The organism is Segatella asaccharophila, assembly GCF_054687055.1.
The window spans coordinates 31,687-47,411 of record NZ_BAACAN010000007.1 but is presented as its reverse complement, the minus strand read 5'-3'; the positions used below and the strand labels follow the sequence as shown (position 1 = coordinate 47,411).

15 protein-coding genes are annotated in these 15,725 nt (G+C 40.7%); 5 read left to right on the top strand and 10 right to left on the bottom strand.

The features are described 5' to 3' along the window. The first annotated feature begins 27 nt into the window (after positions 1-27). The gene (locus ACYRYG_RS05885) at positions 28-732 is read left to right on the top strand and encodes a metal ABC transporter ATP-binding protein (RefSeq protein WP_460197823.1); all 705 of its coding nucleotides are present in this window, start codon (positions 28-30) and stop codon (positions 730-732) included. Positions 733-740: 8 nt separating this feature from the next. On the opposite strand, the gene ACYRYG_RS05880 is transcribed toward ACYRYG_RS05885, so the two are convergent. After that, the gene (locus ACYRYG_RS05880) at positions 741-872 is read right to left on the bottom strand and encodes a hypothetical protein (protein ID WP_293417863.1); all 132 of its coding nucleotides are present in this window, start codon (positions 870-872) and stop codon (positions 741-743) included. A gap of 99 nt (positions 873-971) precedes the next feature. Between ACYRYG_RS05880 and ACYRYG_RS05875 the strand changes: the two genes are divergently transcribed. The 4 genes from ACYRYG_RS05875 to ald all read left to right on the top strand — a co-directional run bounded on the left by ACYRYG_RS05875 (position 972) and on the right by ald (position 7,612). Next, positions 972-4,322 (top strand): protein O-mannosyl-transferase family, encoded by a 3,351-nt coding sequence (locus ACYRYG_RS05875; protein WP_293417860.1) that lies wholly within the window; start codon positions 972-974, stop codon positions 4,320-4,322. Positions 4,323-4,342: 20 nt separating this feature from the next. Continuing rightward, a complete protein-coding gene (locus tag ACYRYG_RS05870) occupies positions 4,343-4,954 on the top strand; it encodes a polysaccharide deacetylase family protein (protein WP_293417857.1) in 612 nt (203 codons plus the stop codon). A gap of 115 nt (positions 4,955-5,069) precedes the next feature. Beyond that, entirely contained in the window at positions 5,070-6,023 is a 954-nt protein-coding gene (gene queG / locus ACYRYG_RS05865; protein ID WP_294731955.1) for a tRNA epoxyqueuosine(34) reductase QueG, read from the top strand. A 482-nt stretch (positions 6,024-6,505) separates the two neighbouring features. Beyond that, a complete protein-coding gene (gene ald, locus ACYRYG_RS05860) occupies positions 6,506-7,612 on the top strand; it encodes an alanine dehydrogenase (protein ID WP_293422038.1) in 1,107 nt (368 codons plus the stop codon). Between the two features lie 49 nt (positions 7,613-7,661). Here the strand turns inward: ald and ACYRYG_RS05855 are convergent, their stop codons facing one another. The 9 genes from ACYRYG_RS05855 to ACYRYG_RS05815 all read right to left on the bottom strand — a co-directional run bounded on the left by ACYRYG_RS05855 (position 7,662) and on the right by ACYRYG_RS05815 (position 15,667). Further along, positions 7,662-7,889, bottom strand: coding sequence for a hypothetical protein (locus ACYRYG_RS05855; RefSeq protein WP_293427628.1), 228 nt, complete (start codon positions 7,887-7,889; stop codon positions 7,662-7,664). A gap of 285 nt (positions 7,890-8,174) precedes the next feature. Beyond that, the gene (locus tag ACYRYG_RS05850; protein WP_293427625.1) at positions 8,175-8,435 is read right to left on the bottom strand and encodes a hypothetical protein; all 261 of its coding nucleotides are present in this window, start codon (positions 8,433-8,435) and stop codon (positions 8,175-8,177) included. Positions 8,436-8,494: 59 nt separating this feature from the next. After that, positions 8,495-8,836, bottom strand: a complete 342-nt coding sequence (locus ACYRYG_RS05845; RefSeq protein ID WP_293422017.1) for a hypothetical protein — start codon at positions 8,834-8,836, stop codon at positions 8,495-8,497. 393 nt (positions 8,837-9,229) lie between these two features. Continuing rightward, on the bottom strand, positions 9,230-9,493 hold the full coding sequence (locus ACYRYG_RS05840; protein WP_293427622.1) for a hypothetical protein: 264 nt from the start codon (positions 9,491-9,493) through the stop codon (positions 9,230-9,232). Positions 9,494-9,579: 86 nt separating this feature from the next. Then, a complete protein-coding gene (locus tag ACYRYG_RS05835; protein WP_293432990.1) occupies positions 9,580-10,200 on the bottom strand; it encodes a hypothetical protein in 621 nt (206 codons plus the stop codon). Between the two features lie 168 nt (positions 10,201-10,368). Continuing rightward, the gene (locus ACYRYG_RS05830; RefSeq protein WP_293432987.1) at positions 10,369-11,781 is read right to left on the bottom strand and encodes a leucine-rich repeat protein; all 1,413 of its coding nucleotides are present in this window, start codon (positions 11,779-11,781) and stop codon (positions 10,369-10,371) included. A 99-nt stretch (positions 11,782-11,880) separates the two neighbouring features. Then, positions 11,881-12,609, bottom strand: a complete 729-nt coding sequence (locus tag ACYRYG_RS05825) for a DUF5036 family protein (RefSeq protein ID WP_293432984.1) — start codon at positions 12,607-12,609, stop codon at positions 11,881-11,883. Positions 12,610-12,620: 11 nt separating this feature from the next. Next, on the bottom strand, positions 12,621-14,294 hold the full coding sequence (locus tag ACYRYG_RS05820) for an MAC/perforin domain-containing protein (protein WP_293430220.1): 1,674 nt from the start codon (positions 14,292-14,294) through the stop codon (positions 12,621-12,623). Next, positions 14,291-15,667 (bottom strand): hypothetical protein, encoded by a 1,377-nt coding sequence (locus ACYRYG_RS05815; RefSeq protein ID WP_293432981.1) that lies wholly within the window; start codon positions 15,665-15,667, stop codon positions 14,291-14,293. The genes ACYRYG_RS05820 and ACYRYG_RS05815 overlap by 4 nt, the downstream gene beginning before the upstream one ends. Positions 15,668-15,725: the final 58 nt, after the last annotated feature.

Genomic DNA, 15,725 nt, shown 5'->3' with positions numbered 1-15,725 from the left:
AATACAGTCACAAGAATGAATGATATGATGACACAACATTTAATAGAAATACAAGACATAACCGCCGGCTATGGCGAGAAGATCGCCTTGGAGCATGCTAACCTTACCATATATGATCACGATTACCTCGGCATTATCGGTCCTAACGGTGGAGGAAAGACAACACTTGTGCGGATTCTCCTGGGTTTGAAGAAACCCTTGTCTGGTACGGTCAGATACTATCGGAACGGCCTGCCGGTGAAGGAAATCACTATGGGGTATCTGCCTCAGTATAACACCAAAGATAAGGCTTTTCCGATCTCAGTCTACGAGGTTATCCTCTCCGGACTCAGCCGGCAAAAACGCTTCCTGAGACCTTATACCCAGGCTCAGCGGCAGCAAGTGACAGAAACCATAAAGAGAATGGAACTGACCGGATTCGAAAAACGGCCGATAGGTGCTCTCAGCGGAGGACAACTGCAAAGGGTCCTGCTGGCCCGGGCTGTTGTTTCCAGACCTGATGTCATCGTGCTGGATGAGCCGAACACCTACATAGATAAAAGGTTCCAGGAACAGATGTACCAGATGCTTGCCGACTTGAATAAAGATTGCGCCATCGTAATCGTCAGTCACGATATTGCGGAAACACTCGCGAATGTCAAACACGTGGCCTGCGTCAACCTCAAACTCCATTATCATGCAAATCCCAATATTCCTAAAGAGACTCTCGAAGAACATTTCCTGAAAATATGAAACCACTTCTACACACAGCAAGCATCCGGACACCTGTCACAGAGACCGTTTAAGGAGTTGACAGCCAGCAGGAAACCTACTGTCAGTCCCATAGACGACAAAGCCTCCCAGGAAGCATTTTCCAAACCAGATACTCTCAAAAAGATAATATGGTTAAAAAAACTTCTATAAAGTCTTTTTCTCTTTTCTTTTTATTATCTTTGCAACCGTATTTCGAAGTTACACGTTTTTTTATATTAATGAAAAAGTACAAATTAGTGGACACCATACTCGGCTGGATCGTTTTTGTTGTCGCAGCCTTTACGTATTGTTCCACCATTGAACCAACCGCCAGTTTTTGGGACTGTCCGGAATTTATTGCAACCGCTTTCAAGCAAGAAATTGGTCACCCCCCTGGGGCACCTTTCTTCGGGCTGGTCGCCAATTTGTTTTCACAGTTTGCTTCAGATCCTTCTCATGTGGCAAAGATGGTGAATACGATGAGTGCTCTTCTGAGTGCCACCTGTATTCTGTTCCTTTTCTGGACCATCACCCATCTGGTCCGCAAACTGATCTTGAAGAATTGGGATGAGCTGACCCCTGCCAAGGTGATCGCTATCGAAGCTTCCGGAGTAGTAGGAGCATTGATCTATACCTGGAGTGATACCTTCTGGTTTAGTGCCGTCGAGGGAGAGGTCTATGCCTTTTCAAGTGCATTCACCGCCATCGTCTTCTGGCTGATCCTGAAATGGGAAGATCATGCCGACGAGCCGCACAGTGACCGCTGGCTGGTCTTGATCACTTATATGACAGGGCTCTCCATCGGCGTGCATCTGTTGAACCTGTTGTGTCTGCCTGCAATCGTGCTGGTATTCTATTACCGGAAATTCAAACATACAGACCTGAAAGGATCACTCATCGCACTGCTGGTCGGATTTGTCCTGATCGCAGCCGTACTGTATGGGGTCGTCCCCGGAATCATCACCGTAGGAGGATGGTTTGAGCTGTTCTTTGTAAACGTCCTGGGCTGCCCGTTCAATACAGGTGAGATTATCTATATCATCCTGCTGGTGGCAACCATGATCTGGGCCATTTACGAAACCTATACAGACAAGAGTTTCAAGCGTCAGAATCTGGCAGCCGTGCTGGCTGTGGCCATGCTGGGAATACCCTTCTACGGATACGGCTGGAGCTCAATTGTGATCGGGATCATCGTCCTGTCTGCACTCTGGTTCGTACTCAACCACCGGGTAAAGACAAAGAGCAATAAGCCCCTTGTCTCAGCTAGAATCAAGAACACGGCACTCTTATGTATGCTGATGCTGATGATCGGCTATTCCAGTTATGCCCTGATACCTATCCGCAGTATGGCTAACCCGCCGATGGACGAAGACTCCCCCGAGGACATCTTCACACTGGGCAGTTATCTGAGTCGTGACCAGTATGGTGACCGGCCGTTGTTCTATGGCCCTGCCTACACCTCTCAGGTGAAATTACGCAACGATGGTAACATGTGCACACCGGTCATGAAATCAGGTGCTCCTGTATACCAGCGGGTAGAGAAGAAGTCCAAGGATGAAAAAGACCGTTATTTCATCGTGAGCCATAAATCCTCATACGTCTATGCCCAGAATATGATCTTCCCGCGCATGTATGATCAGGGTCATGCACAAGCTTATGAAGACTGGATGGGCGGTGTAGAGGGTACACAGGTACCTTACGACCGGTGTGGAGAGAATGTGATGGTCAAGGTTCCGACGATGTGGGAGAACCTGAAATTCTTCCTCTCCTATCAGTGCAATTTCATGTACTGGAGATACTTCATGTGGAATTTTGCCGGCCGGCAGAATGATATTCAGGGAAATGGAGAACCCGAACATGGTAACTGGATCACAGGGATCAAGTTCCTGGATAATGCCCGCCTCGGAGACCAGAGCAAACTCCCGGATGAGCTCAAGGCCAACAAGGGACACAACGTGTTCTATTGCCTGCCTTTGATCCTGGGGCTGATCGGACTCTTCTGGCAGGCTTACCGCGGGAAACGCGGGATCCGCCAGTTCTGGGTCGTTTTCTTCCTGTTCTTTATGACAGGGCTGGCCATTGTCATCTATCTGAACCAGACACCCATGCAGCCTCGTGAACGAGATTACGCCTACGCGGGATCGTTCTACGCTTATTCTATCTGGTGTGGAATGGGTGTCGCGGCAATCATAGGATTATTGAAAAAACACCTGCACCTCAGTGGCACCTTGATTTCTGCCATCGTTGCCGTGCTTTGCCTGCTGGTACCTATAGAGATGGTCAGCCAGACATGGGATGACCATGACCGAAGCAACCGTTACACCTGCCGTGATTTCGGGCAGAATTACCTGATGTCCCTGCAAGAGGGTACTAAACCGATCATCTTCACCAATGGTGACAATGACACCTTTCCTCTGTGGTATAACCAGGAAGTAGAAGGAGCAGGCACTAATGCCAGGGTCTGCAATCTGAGTTATCTGCAGACCGACTGGTATATCGACCAGATGAAGCGTCCTGCATACGATTCACCGGCTCTGCCTATCTCATGGCCGCGTCTGGACTACTGCTCGGGAACGAATGAATATGTACAGGTAGAACCTTCTCTCAAGCAGCAAGTCCTCAATTTCTATAAGGAGAACCCTACGGCAGCAAAGGCTGAATTTGGTGATAACCCGTTCGAGGTGAAAAACATCATGAAATACTGGGTCCGTTCGAAGAATCCGAATATGCATGTGATCCCAACGGATACGTTGTATGTGACGATCGACAAGAATGCAGTGAGGAAGAGTGGGATGCTGATGCCTTCTGACTCTATTCCAGACCGCATGGTCATCTCACTGGCAGGCAAGAGTGCTCTTTACAAGAGTGATCTGATGATGCTGGAGATCATCTCCAGGAGCAACTGGACCCGACCGGTCTATGTGGCCATCACCGTAGGTCAGGAAAACTACATGAACCTGGGAGACAACTTCATGCAGGAAGGTTTGGCTAACCGGATTACACCGTTTACGACCAATGCCAAGAACATGACGAATTTCGATGCAGACCGGACTTATCACAATGTGATGACCCGCTTCAAATTCGGAAACCTGATCCATCCGGGACTCTATATCGATGAGACGACGATGAGGATGTGTGATACGAACAGAAGGCTCTTCGGCCAACTTGCCCTGCACCTGATCCAAAAGGGTGAAAAGGGAAAAGCATTGAAAGCTCTGCTTTACGCCGAGAAACAGATTCCTGAATATAATGTCCCGATCGACTACATCAGCGGTGGTCTTGATTTTGCACAGGCTTTTGCACTGTGTGGACAAAAAGCCAAAGCTGAGAACTATGTGAACAAAGTATTCAAGACCGCTTCCCAGTATGTTACTTATTTCCTGTCGCTGAGAAATGACCAGTTCCTGGAAAATCAGGATGACTGCATGCAGCAACTGATGATTATGGACCAGTCAGCTCAGATAGCAGGTATGATAGACAAGAAACTGTCCCGGCAGATGTCGCAGAAAGTAAATGCCTTCTATACTTACTATCGCGGACGTGGCGGACAGATGCCACAACAAGGAGGCAACAGCAAAGAAGAAGAATAGAATAAGAAGACAGCATCAACATGATCATTGAACAACCTGCAAAATGGCTGCGGTGGCTTTATCCCAGTGCAACGTGGAGGATGGACAAGCATGTTCATGCTGTTTATCTTACTTTTGACGACGGCCCGATCCCGGAAAGTACTCCCTTTATTCTGAAGACATTGGCGGAATATGATGTCAAAGCAACTTTCTTCATGGTCGGTGAAAATGTTCTCCGGTACCATGATCTGTACAATCAGATCGTTGAGGAAGGCCATCAGGTAGGCAATCATACTTTCAACCATATCGGATCACTGCGGCACATGGCCTTGAGTTTCGGAGAAAATGCACAGAAAGCAAATGAACTGATCCATGCCCATCTGTTCCGCCCTCCATACGGATGGATGAGACCTAGTGTATATTGGTGGATCGGAAGGAAATACAGGATCGTGATGTGGGATCTCCTGACACGTGACTATTCCAAATGGATGACTGATCAGGATATTTTCAACAATGTAAAAAGGTATGCCCGCAATGGCAGCATCATCACTTTCCATGATTCCCTCAAAAGCATCGAAAAACTGCACTATGCTTTACCAAAATCTCTGGAATGGCTGAAGACACAGGGCTATGAATTCAAGACTTTCGAATAAGAACGGATTCATTGTCCACCGGGGATAATAATTTATGTGAGAGAAGAGGCTCTCTCTTCTATTGATCATTGATAAGCAGACTGGACCGTTGAAAAATAAAAAGGATACTACATCCTTGAGTAAGGAGATAAAAGCCGAGGCCAGAAACCTCGGCTTTTTTACTTGCGGCATTGCCAAAGCTGACACAGTAGATGACATAACGTCAGCACACATCCGGCACTGGCTGGCTGAACATGACAATGCGGGCATGGACTATATGGGTAACTATACGGATAAAAGGCTTAATCCGCAACTGCTGATGGATGGATTGAAAAGTATCGTCAGCGTCGCACTCAACTACACACCGTCACAAACTCTTCCACCAGGCCAGTTTCAGTTTTCCGCATACGCTTTAGGCCAAGATTACCATGAGATTGTCAAAAAGAAACTGAAACAACTGGCGGAACATTTCCACTTTGAACATTACCGCGTCTTTTGTGACTCAGCCCCTGTGCTTGAACGCTACTGGGCTGAAAAAGCTGGACTGGGATGGACCGGCAGAAATCACCAGCTCATCATTCCACAGGCAGGCAGCATGTTTTTCTTAGGTGAACTTTTCCTGGATCAGGAACTCGACTATGACCAGCCCATGAAAAACCACTGCGGAAAATGCCACCGCTGCATAGACGCCTGCCCCACTCATGCATTACGAGAAAATCAGGAAATGGATGCTAATCTCTGCCTGAGTTACCAACTCATAGAAAACCGTGGAAATCTGTCGGAAAGTGCAAAAGAAAAAATGGGTAACGTCATTTACGGATGTGACCGGTGCCAGACAGCCTGCCCGTGGAACCAGTTTGCCATCCCCAACCATACGCCAGAACTGCAGCCTCGTCTGGAACTCTTGAAAATGACGAAGGAAGACTGGGAAAATCTCACCGTGGAAGAATATCGCAAGCTTTTTAAGGGAAGTGCGGTAAAAAGAGTGAAGTATTCCGGACTAATGCGCAATATCAAGGCTGCTCAGAAGACCTTGGAAGAGGAGAAAAAGAAAGAAGATGATGATCATACCGGACTATCGAACTCATAAGAGTTTCGTAACCTTTTGTATCATTCTATGGTACATGCAATAAAACTCTATGGTACATACGGTGAACCTCTATGGTACATACGGTGAACCTCTATGGTGCATACAGCATAGCCTTATGGTGCATAGCGCTCTCCCGTATGCACCATAGTGACTTTACCTGAATAGACAACAATAGAAGAAGCCTCACTGATTTCATAAACAGGTAGATGACAAAGAAACAGGATGAATACGCTATAATTTCAGCATTCTGCCGATTATCGCAAAATTAAAACCAAAACACACATTTTAGTTTATTTCTGTCACATAATATATTATATTTTAGATGTATTGTAACAAAAATAAGAAAATCACAGACTTTAAGCCATTATTATTTGGCCCTATAATAAAAAAGCAATAGATTTGTAACGACATTATCGAAGGGTATAAATCCTTTTTAGAATTCATTTTATCAACCTAATTAATATTTTAAAATCTTACGTCTTATGATTATTGGTGTTCCAAAGGAAATTAAAAACAATGAAAACCGGGTTGGAATGACTCCGGCAGGTGTATCTGAATTGACTAAACGGGGCCACAAGGTGTTGATAGAAGCCACAGCCGGTATCAACAGCGGTTTCCCCGATGAAGCTTATATTAGAGTTGGAGGAAAGATCATTCCGACAAAAGAAGAAGTCTATGCAAAAGCTGACATGATCGTGAAAGTCAAGGAACCGGTTGAACCCGAATATAAACTGATCCGAAAGGGACAGATCGTCTTTACCTATTTTCATTTTGCTTCCAACCGTCCGCTCCTGGACGCTATGCTGAAGAGTGGGGCTACCTGCATCGCTTACGAAACGGTCAAGACTAAGGATGGTTCACTACCTTTATTGATTCCAATGAGTGAAGTAGCCGGCAGGATGTCCGTCCAGGAAGGAGCTCGTTTCCTGGAAAGTCCTCAGGGAGGAAAGGGCATGCTCATAGGAGGTGTTCCAGGTGTAAAGCCCGCCAAAGTACTGGTATTAGGTGCCGGTACAGTAGGCACCAATGCCGCCTTTAAAGCAGCCGGTCTTGGAGCTGATGTAACCCTGATGGACATCAATCTGCCACGGTTACGCTCATTGAGTGAAATCCTGCCTAAGAACGTAAAGACGCTGTTTTCTTCCGAGCACAATATCCGTCAGGAATTACCCGATACTGATCTGGTGATCGGTTCAGTCCTGGTACGAGGCGACAAGACACCTCATCTGATTACCAAAGATATGCTGAAACTGATGCCTAAAGGAAGTGTCCTGGTAGATGTGGCCATTGACCAGGGTGGATGTTTTGAAACTTCACATCCTACGACTCACACGGATCCGGTATATACGGTAGAGGGTATTGTACACTATGCCGTAGCTAATATTCCAGGTGCCGTAGCTTATACCTCTACTCCTGCATTGGATAATGCAACACTCCCTTATGCCATCGCACTGGCTGAAAAGGGATGGAAGAAGGCTTGCGCCGAAGATCCGTCATTGTATGAGGGTATCAATGTGGTTGAAGGAAAAGTTACTTTCAAACCCGTTGCAGATTTATACAAACTCCCTTACTCACCTGCAAAGGTATAAAAAGGACTTTTTATAGTTCTAAACAACTACAAACTATTGGGATACCACGTTATGAACCGCGGTATCCCATTTTTTGATTCATTCTTCTTAGTTTGCTACTTTCTACTCCCAACCACTTTTCAAAGTTTTTCTGCTCCTTTCCTCCAGTCATATTTTTACTTTCCGGAACATTCTTAGTGAGCCAGGTATAGAGTTTGTTATCATCATTAGTTTCAACCATATAATCAAGAATACCTTCAATAAACTTCTTGAGATTAGTTCCTCTGCTTGCTGCCATGACTGATAGAGATCGAAACGTATCTCCCTTGATATCAATGACTTTACGTCTGTTTTATATAATCGCTGATTCCATAATAAAATATTTTATTCATTACAAACATATAGTATATATGCGATATATACAAATATTAGAAGATATTTTTAATTTTATTTCTTAAAAGCGGAATATTCTGTAAGTTTAATTAACTATTCTTTTTCCTCCAGAATCCGATCACATTGCCCCCATACTTGAGCATTCCTGTATTTTTCCACACATCCTTTCGGAACGTAGAGTGTACAACCCTTAGTTACAAAGCCATTGGTCACATTTGATCTTACACCAGTCTTTATCGTTGTCGAAATAATAAATATTAGCAAGATTCGTATTCCTGCCCAAAGGGAACTCCAGTGTTGTATCAACACCCTCTGCAGGAACATCCAGTCCTTTGGCTACAATCTGTTCCGTCGCAGGGGTTAAAGAAACACCTCTATTATCAATAGTACTGCTGCACGCACAGAACAGGAAAACAAAAACTGCTAAAAGCAATAAATCTTTTATTTTCATCTTCAATTATTTAATACCAAACGGGATTAATGGCAACACTGATTCTTAAGGTCCAGTTATCATTTTTTATCCCCAGAGTTCACTTCCACAGTATTATCTGTTATCAGATGGTCTGTCTGTGTCATCTTCTGCAAAACAGAATCTTCAAAACGCAAGGCAGTCGTGATTGCATAATCATATCCCTCAATCCATAAGATTTCCTTATAGTACAGAATATCCACCTGCTTATGATTTTCCATGTAGGAATCCGTCTTAAATGGTGCTCCGAATTTCTTCACTACCTCCGGCTTGTTCATGCCAATTTGGACTGAATCATTGGAGAATCGGGACACCCTGGATGTGATTGCACAGGAACAGAGGAGAAATACGATGAATGCCAATAACCCTATTTGTTTCTTCATTTTCATTCCACTTTAATAAATTTGTTTGAATTCAACATAAGTTTTTATATCTTGTCCATCGTGGACAACCGGAGAGAGTTACCAGAGGATTCTGTTCAGAAAGATGAAGAACCCCTCACCTATTATGATTCAACACAGGTTTCCATATTTTGAATAACATCCTTGTATACCCTTATCACATCGGTAAGATTGAAATTAAGTCCTATTGAAATCAGGATAATTAAATGGTGATTTCTGATCCATTACATCATACATAAATATCTGATTTTCATTTTACATAAACAAAAAGAAGTGGATACTCAAGAGTGACCACCTCTCTTCGTTATATTTACTTTCTGATTTTTATCAATGCCTTCAATTCTTTCTGTGATTGATTCCTTGAGTCATAAAGGATTATTTAAAGACCCTGCCATTATTGTAGGTTGCGATTACACTGTCTTTTGCATTTAGTACATAGCCATTTCTATAAGTCCCAATAACAGTTTGCATATTATTTAATATATATCCGTTTCTATACGTGGCAATTATTTTTCCAGTGCAATTCAGTACAAATCCATTATTATATGATATTGGATATAAATTGGCGGAACAACCCATAAATGTAAAGGAGCCTGCTACTATCATAAGTACATATAAAGCCTTACTTAATTTCTTCATTCAATCTATATAAAATTCTCTTTTGTGTGGGTATCCGAATAAATCCAGTATTGGATGTACAGGCAAATACATACTTCTTTCCGTTTTTAGTTTTTTTGTATCGCTGCTTCAAAATCACCATTTATCGTGAGCGGAGATTTACTTTCCTGAGGTGTATTTAAATGGTACTTCCCCCAGACTTTTTGATAACCATGTGACACTTTTTCTATGGTTAGCTCACCTTCCAATGATATTTTCTCAAAATATAAAAAATTCATCTCAGCTATAACTGCTCCCTCAGCATGATTGCTTAGGAGAATCGACCTAATATTTGTATAATACTTTAAAGCATCTTCAATAGAAGAACCTTTTATTCCTTCACCTGCTAATTCCTTGCAAAAGCTTATTTTGATAGTCTGACCATTCATCAAGGGTTGTTTACCTTCTAATAGATAAAAAGTCAGATGGTAAAACGGTTTCTTCGTACCATCAGCAGGAGCTAGAAAAGCGATGTATTGTATAATGCTATCATCATCAAAGTAAAGAATTTGTGAAGGTGGAGCAGAAAATACAGACCAATATTCGTTATCTTCGTATGCTTTGCCATTGATGGTGGCATGCCCTACTGTTTTGATTTTTGACAGAACATCAACTGGATCTTTGTCACAGCTCCCTAATGCCATTGACAGCATCAAAAACAGAACTGGAATATAAAATATCTTTTTCATTTTCAATTATTTATAAATTCTTCGCCCAAAAAGCCTTCATACACGGCATCTGATATAAATTATTCTGTCTTATCATCACTACGGAATTGCACTTCTATATTGAACTTGGCTATGGAAGGCTGCCGGATAAAGGATAATAGTGAACCTATTTAATCCCCCTATTTCCCATTATTCCTTTTCCTCCAGAATCTGATCACATTGCCCCCATACTTGGGCATTCCTGTATTTTTCCACACATCCTTTCGGAACGTAGAGTGTACAGCCCTTGGTGACAAAGCCATTGGTAAGTACAGGTGGAGCCGTCCAGCCTGCATGAATCTCCCTGGCACGAAGACCGACAAAACCTTTATTGGAAATATAATTTATGGTAGCCGGAAGATATATACTCTCCAATTCCGTCCCTGTGTTGAAAGCCTCATCCCCTATCTTTTTCAAGGCAGAACCTTTCGGGATAATAATCTCCTTCAATTGTCCACATAGCGCAAACGCCCGGTCTCCGATACCCTTAACGGATGCAGGAATCGTGAACGACGTCAGTTGATTGCAACAGGCAAAAGCCTCTTTGTTTATAAATACTGTATTACCCGGAATTTTCACTTGGTGACAGGGAGACCCGAAAAACAGCCTTTCTGGAATGCACTTATACAGATCTTTCATACTTTTTTCGAAATAAGAGTTGGAAAGATCCAGTGAATCCAAAGGCCTTATGCCATCTTTACCGTTTACCAGATCTGCAAGGTAGCTCACATCAGAACCGGTTACATAACCATTGATCGTCAGATGCCTCAGGTGAGACAGGTTTTCCTTATCCCGGCCAAAGATCACCTCTAAAGGATCATATTCATAAAATGATACGGTATGTGTTTCGTCAGCCTTCAAACTGCGTGGCTCCTGACGGATCTTAAAATACGTTATCTTTCTGGTACTATCGGCAGTCAGGCAAACACTGGCGGTCCTGCCCAGACCAGTATTCAGGTTGACATGAAAATGGAGAGTCGCCTCACTATCAGAAGAGGGATATACCTTATCACCGATTTCGCTTCCAGACATCCAGTCAACAGATCTGACCCTTGTTGTATCACCATAACCGACAAGCCTCCATACATAGTCCGGAGTAAAATTTGTATTTGACTTTATCGTAACCGTGAAGTCTCCTCCGGTAGAGGGAAAGACATAGCAGGAATTTTCCGCATAAGCCTGCTTTGCCGCTTTCTGCCGGATATTGATATGGTAGATATTGCTACCTGAGGTAACGGAAAGGACGGACTTCCGCACTAACAGATCCTGAGAAGGCTGGAATAAAAGGGATACGAAAAAGGCATGGTTTTCTACAGAACTGTCACATTTGATCTTACACCAGTTTTCATCGTTATCGAAATAATAAATATTAGCAAGATTCGTATTCCTGCCCAAAGGGAACTCCAGGGTTGTATCAACACCATCTGCAGGAATATCCAGTCCTTTGGCCACAATCTGTTCCGTCGCAGGGGTTAAAGAAACACCTCTATCATCAATAGTACTGCTGCACGAACAGAACAGGAAAGCAAAAACTGCTAAAAGCGATAAATCTTTTATTTTCATCTTTCAATTATTTATAAATCCTTCATCCAAAGAAGCCTCCATACACGACATCTGATGTACATAGATTTATGATCCTTCATCATCATAAAACTATTAGAGTCAGGGGTCAACCACATGGAATACTAAGGATGTGCAAACATTACCAGAGCGAATATAAATCGTATAATCACCATAAGGGCCTTTTACCTTATCAACATATTTATTCAATTTGACGGTAAGTTCTCCGGCATCTAATTGAATATCGAAATACTTCATCTCTGACTGAAGGTAAGTACCTGCGGCATATTCAGCATCTTTAGGGACGGAATACTTCAACTGGTCTCCAGAAGAAGTCATCTGTCCTATAAAAGTCTCTTTTTCAGGAAGATTGCTGGATAAGGGATAACACTGTACGTATTTAATAACAGCCCCTTTGTTGATTCCGTTTTCCAAAATGGGAGAAACTACGACTATCTTATAATAGCTTGTTCCCTCATACGCAGCGCGTGCACCTGATGGGAATTCCACAATACCTTCAGGATTATAAAGATAATAAAGATGGCCTGATTGTACGGCAGATTCATGGGTAATATTCTGTAAACCAGGTTGGTAATCCGTATTTAGGGAAGCTATTCCGGCATCTATCATATACCATGATTGAGCCTTAAAATTATTGGATTTAGTAATATAGACATCAGAATTTGCCAAGTTCGTCTTTCCATTATCCTCATTCATGATATTGAGCGTTACCGTTCCCTCAGGATCTTTTCTGTCGTTGTCGTTACTGCATGCGTTAAATATCAATACTAACGCAAAAAGCACATAAAACAGAATTAATTTTTTATTCATAATCTGATCTTTTAAAGCCCTATAATATTATAATGATTTGCTAATGAAGCTATAGTTATTTTATTTTCTGGAAGATTTTCAAACCACTTCCTTATACCATATATATCAAGGACTTCATCATCATCTTCATCAATAAAAAAAGAAAATGCTACATGAGTTTTTGGATTATAAATATACTCTATACTTGTCTTTGCATAATAATAACGATAGAAATCTGCTTTATTAAAATCATTAATGACAATACACAAAGGATTTCTTAGTATTGGGTTAATATGAGTTTTCTTATTATAGGCAAGCTCTATCTCATCACTAAACATATTCATTCGATTATTCGAAATATCCTTAACTCTTTCCATAAAGTAATCATTATTAGCATTTTTTCTTAAATCATCATCACTTTTATTAGATTTATTCATAAAAATTATTCTATCTCCTTGCCGCGTTATTAAAACAGGAACGACATCATAAAGTGCTTCATAAGATGGTGTTGATCTAACCATTACCCTTTCGATAACTATATAAGGGGTTACAAAATCATAAAACGGAGAAAGAATACCATTTGTGGTATCATCTATACGTTGCTTAAAGTTAGTTTCCAAGACAAAATCAGACAGAGGATATAAACTATTATCTAAAACATCTATTATAGTATTATTATCCTCATCATTTAAGGATTGTAACCATGAAGAAAGATCTATATGAAGATCTTCCATTGAACGAGCCTTGACTTCTGCTTCGCTTCCACTTCTATTTCCTCCAAATGTTTTAATATAAATATAGGTATCCTTATCTTTAAACTCTTTAGAAGTTGTTGTCTGGTCAGAACTAGTAAATCCAAGTTTTCCACTATCTTTAGAAGTTTTATAAGTTAATGATGCATTAATCGATTTTTCCATTTCTTTCTCTTTTCCTTCTGTATCTTTACTCTGGCTATTACACCCTGCATAAGCTGCATAAGCCTTTCCTCCAGTCAAATAACCTGTTAACACAAAACCACCATAGTTATCAAGAGTAGATTGAATAGTTGAACCATATAAACTTTGAATAAATGATCTCGTTAAAAATTGACGGGAAAATAATTTCCTTGCTCCATCTGAATGCTGTAAAGAGAATTGATCAGATATAAAATTCAAACTAAGTTCTCCAAATGTGGCTTCATCCAGATTATCTATTACGGATTTAAAAATTTCAGTCGTAGTTTTCTTTCTTCCAATTGAGAAAAGTTTTAAATTTAAGGAAAAGCCTGATGAAACTTTTTTAGATACTGAAGAATTATATTGGTATCTATCATAACTGTCATAAGCAAAAACTTTTGTTTCTGTAGTATTAACACGAAGGCCATTTATATACGTAGGATCATAGTTTCTTATTGACTCTAAATTTATTACAGGAAAAGTAACATTCCTTAAATCCCCCATAATATATGAGCCATTTAGAAGTTTGTAGCCATGACCTAATAAAGCATCTGAATTTCCTTCAGTGGTAGAAGCACTCCTCGTCATTAACGATAAGTAATTCTTTGACACTGCTTTTGGCAAATCTGAGTTACGTTTAAAGACAATAATGTCACCATCTTTCTCTTTTGATTGATTTTTAGATGTTGGACAAATGCTATCCATGTCATTAGAGCAAGAACTTATTAATAATATGAATATTACAGATAATACAGAACCATGCTTTTTCATTTTAATACCGTTTTAGAGAAATTAAACATCTTCTTTCTTATAAGTGATAATTCTTCCCCATCATCAAGGTCAAAGAATTTAATTATATCGGGCTGAGCCCTTTTTGTTGTATAAAGTGTTCCATACCATGTACCTTTAATTTTCACATTTCTCACATCCCCATCCTTATACTTATAACTCATATAAGCAGTATATTGAACTGATACGTCATAGTTTTCTAACCATGACGTTGCTTCTATTAATGAATTTGGTTTAGCCGTTCCATTGACATCAAATATTAGAGGAACGTTCACACTTTGAGTTCTGTTTGAATATTGAATATTACGTTCAAAATCTTTCTGTTCAAGGTCTTCAGGTTTTACGGGAGAAGGTACGACTAAATGTTCTGCTTCAACTTTTGGACAATAGAACAGTTTACTGTTCTTAAAAGGTATTTTCAGTATACTATTTTCTGAAAATCTTGATGTTTTTGTAACATAATGTGCTGCTTTTATCGTAAAAGGCTGTTCTTGTTCTAACACATTCTTACCATAACTTACAACTTCGAGAGGTACACGTCTATTAACTTTTGCTGTTGATTTATCAAAATCAATATAATCAACAATAAAACTATCTTTTGGTTGAATCAAAAATTCTTGCTGCGGTTTCTTTGCATATTTGCCATATCTTATCTCATCATTATTATTTACTTCAAGAACATAATAAAATATTGACCATGAATTTTTCGGATCTGATTGTCCGATATACATTTCATTTTCAATTGCAAAATACCCAGGATAATCTGATGCTATCAAATTCCAACTTGCCATTGCATTTGATATATTATCATCAGAATTTGCCATTAAGATATTTACATCAGGATGTTTTCTATAATGGCCCACGACAAGTGGAGTATTCGAACTTTCTGAATATATTAAGTAGGGGATTCCTGATGACGCAGGCAATACCTTAAGATAAAATTGCTGGCTCTGATCAGATGGAGAATATGTATTACTCAATTTAACTTCATCCCTAGCCTGATTACAAAAGAAATACTTCCGACTTGCATCATTGCCTACACCTCTAGCTTCAATAGTCACAGGCAATTCACGTATAGCAAAAATGTTTGACTCAAAGTTCTCATCATAATCTTCACCATACGTATTAGAGGCTCTAGTAAGAAGGCGCAATGATGATTTCATCTTTTTTTGCAATTCCTTCATTTTTGGAGTTAATTGTAAGGCAACAGCCTCATCACTATCATCAAGAGTGAGTTTGTCACTCATTAATTTTTCATTGGAGGTAAGAGAAGAAATTCCATCCTGTTCGTCTGAACAGGATACAAAGGTTACTCCCATTATAAGCAATAACCATAGAAACACTTTGTTTTTCATACTAATTATTATTAATTCAAAGAACTGATACTATAAATACAGAGTCCACTTTAAAAAA

What these genes read in the sequence shown, in the direction of transcription:
- ACYRYG_RS05885 (WP_460197823.1), top strand. Translation starts at nt 28, where the DNA reads ATGACACAACATTTAATAGAAATACAAGACATAACCGCCGGCTATGGC.
- ACYRYG_RS05875 (WP_293417860.1), top strand. Translation starts at nt 972, where the DNA reads ATGAAAAAGTACAAATTAGTGGACACCATACTCGGCTGGATCGTTTTT.
- ACYRYG_RS05870 (WP_293417857.1), top strand. Translation starts at nt 4,343, where the DNA reads ATGATCATTGAACAACCTGCAAAATGGCTGCGGTGGCTTTATCCCAGT.
- ald (WP_293422038.1), top strand. Translation starts at nt 6,506, where the DNA reads ATGATTATTGGTGTTCCAAAGGAAATTAAAAACAATGAAAACCGGGTT.
- ACYRYG_RS05855 (WP_293427628.1), bottom strand. Translation starts at nt 7,889, where the DNA reads ATGGCAGCAAGCAGAGGAACTAATCTCAAGAAGTTTATTGAAGGTATT.
- ACYRYG_RS05850 (WP_293427625.1), bottom strand. Translation starts at nt 8,435, where the DNA reads ATGAAAATAAAAGATTTATTGCTTTTAGCAGTTTTTGTTTTCCTGTTC.
- ACYRYG_RS05845 (WP_293422017.1), bottom strand. Translation starts at nt 8,836, where the DNA reads ATGAAGAAACAAATAGGGTTATTGGCATTCATCGTATTTCTCCTCTGT.
- ACYRYG_RS05840 (WP_293427622.1), bottom strand. Translation starts at nt 9,493, where the DNA reads ATGAAGAAATTAAGTAAGGCTTTATATGTACTTATGATAGTAGCAGGC.
- ACYRYG_RS05835 (WP_293432990.1), bottom strand. Translation starts at nt 10,200, where the DNA reads ATGAAAAAGATATTTTATATTCCAGTTCTGTTTTTGATGCTGTCAATG.
- ACYRYG_RS05830 (WP_293432987.1), bottom strand. Translation starts at nt 11,781, where the DNA reads ATGAAAATAAAAGATTTATCGCTTTTAGCAGTTTTTGCTTTCCTGTTC.
- ACYRYG_RS05825 (WP_293432984.1), bottom strand. Translation starts at nt 12,609, where the DNA reads ATGAATAAAAAATTAATTCTGTTTTATGTGCTTTTTGCGTTAGTATTG.
- ACYRYG_RS05820 (WP_293430220.1), bottom strand. Translation starts at nt 14,294, where the DNA reads ATGAAAAAGCATGGTTCTGTATTATCTGTAATATTCATATTATTAATA.
- ACYRYG_RS05815 (WP_293432981.1), bottom strand. Translation starts at nt 15,667, where the DNA reads ATGAAAAACAAAGTGTTTCTATGGTTATTGCTTATAATGGGAGTAACC.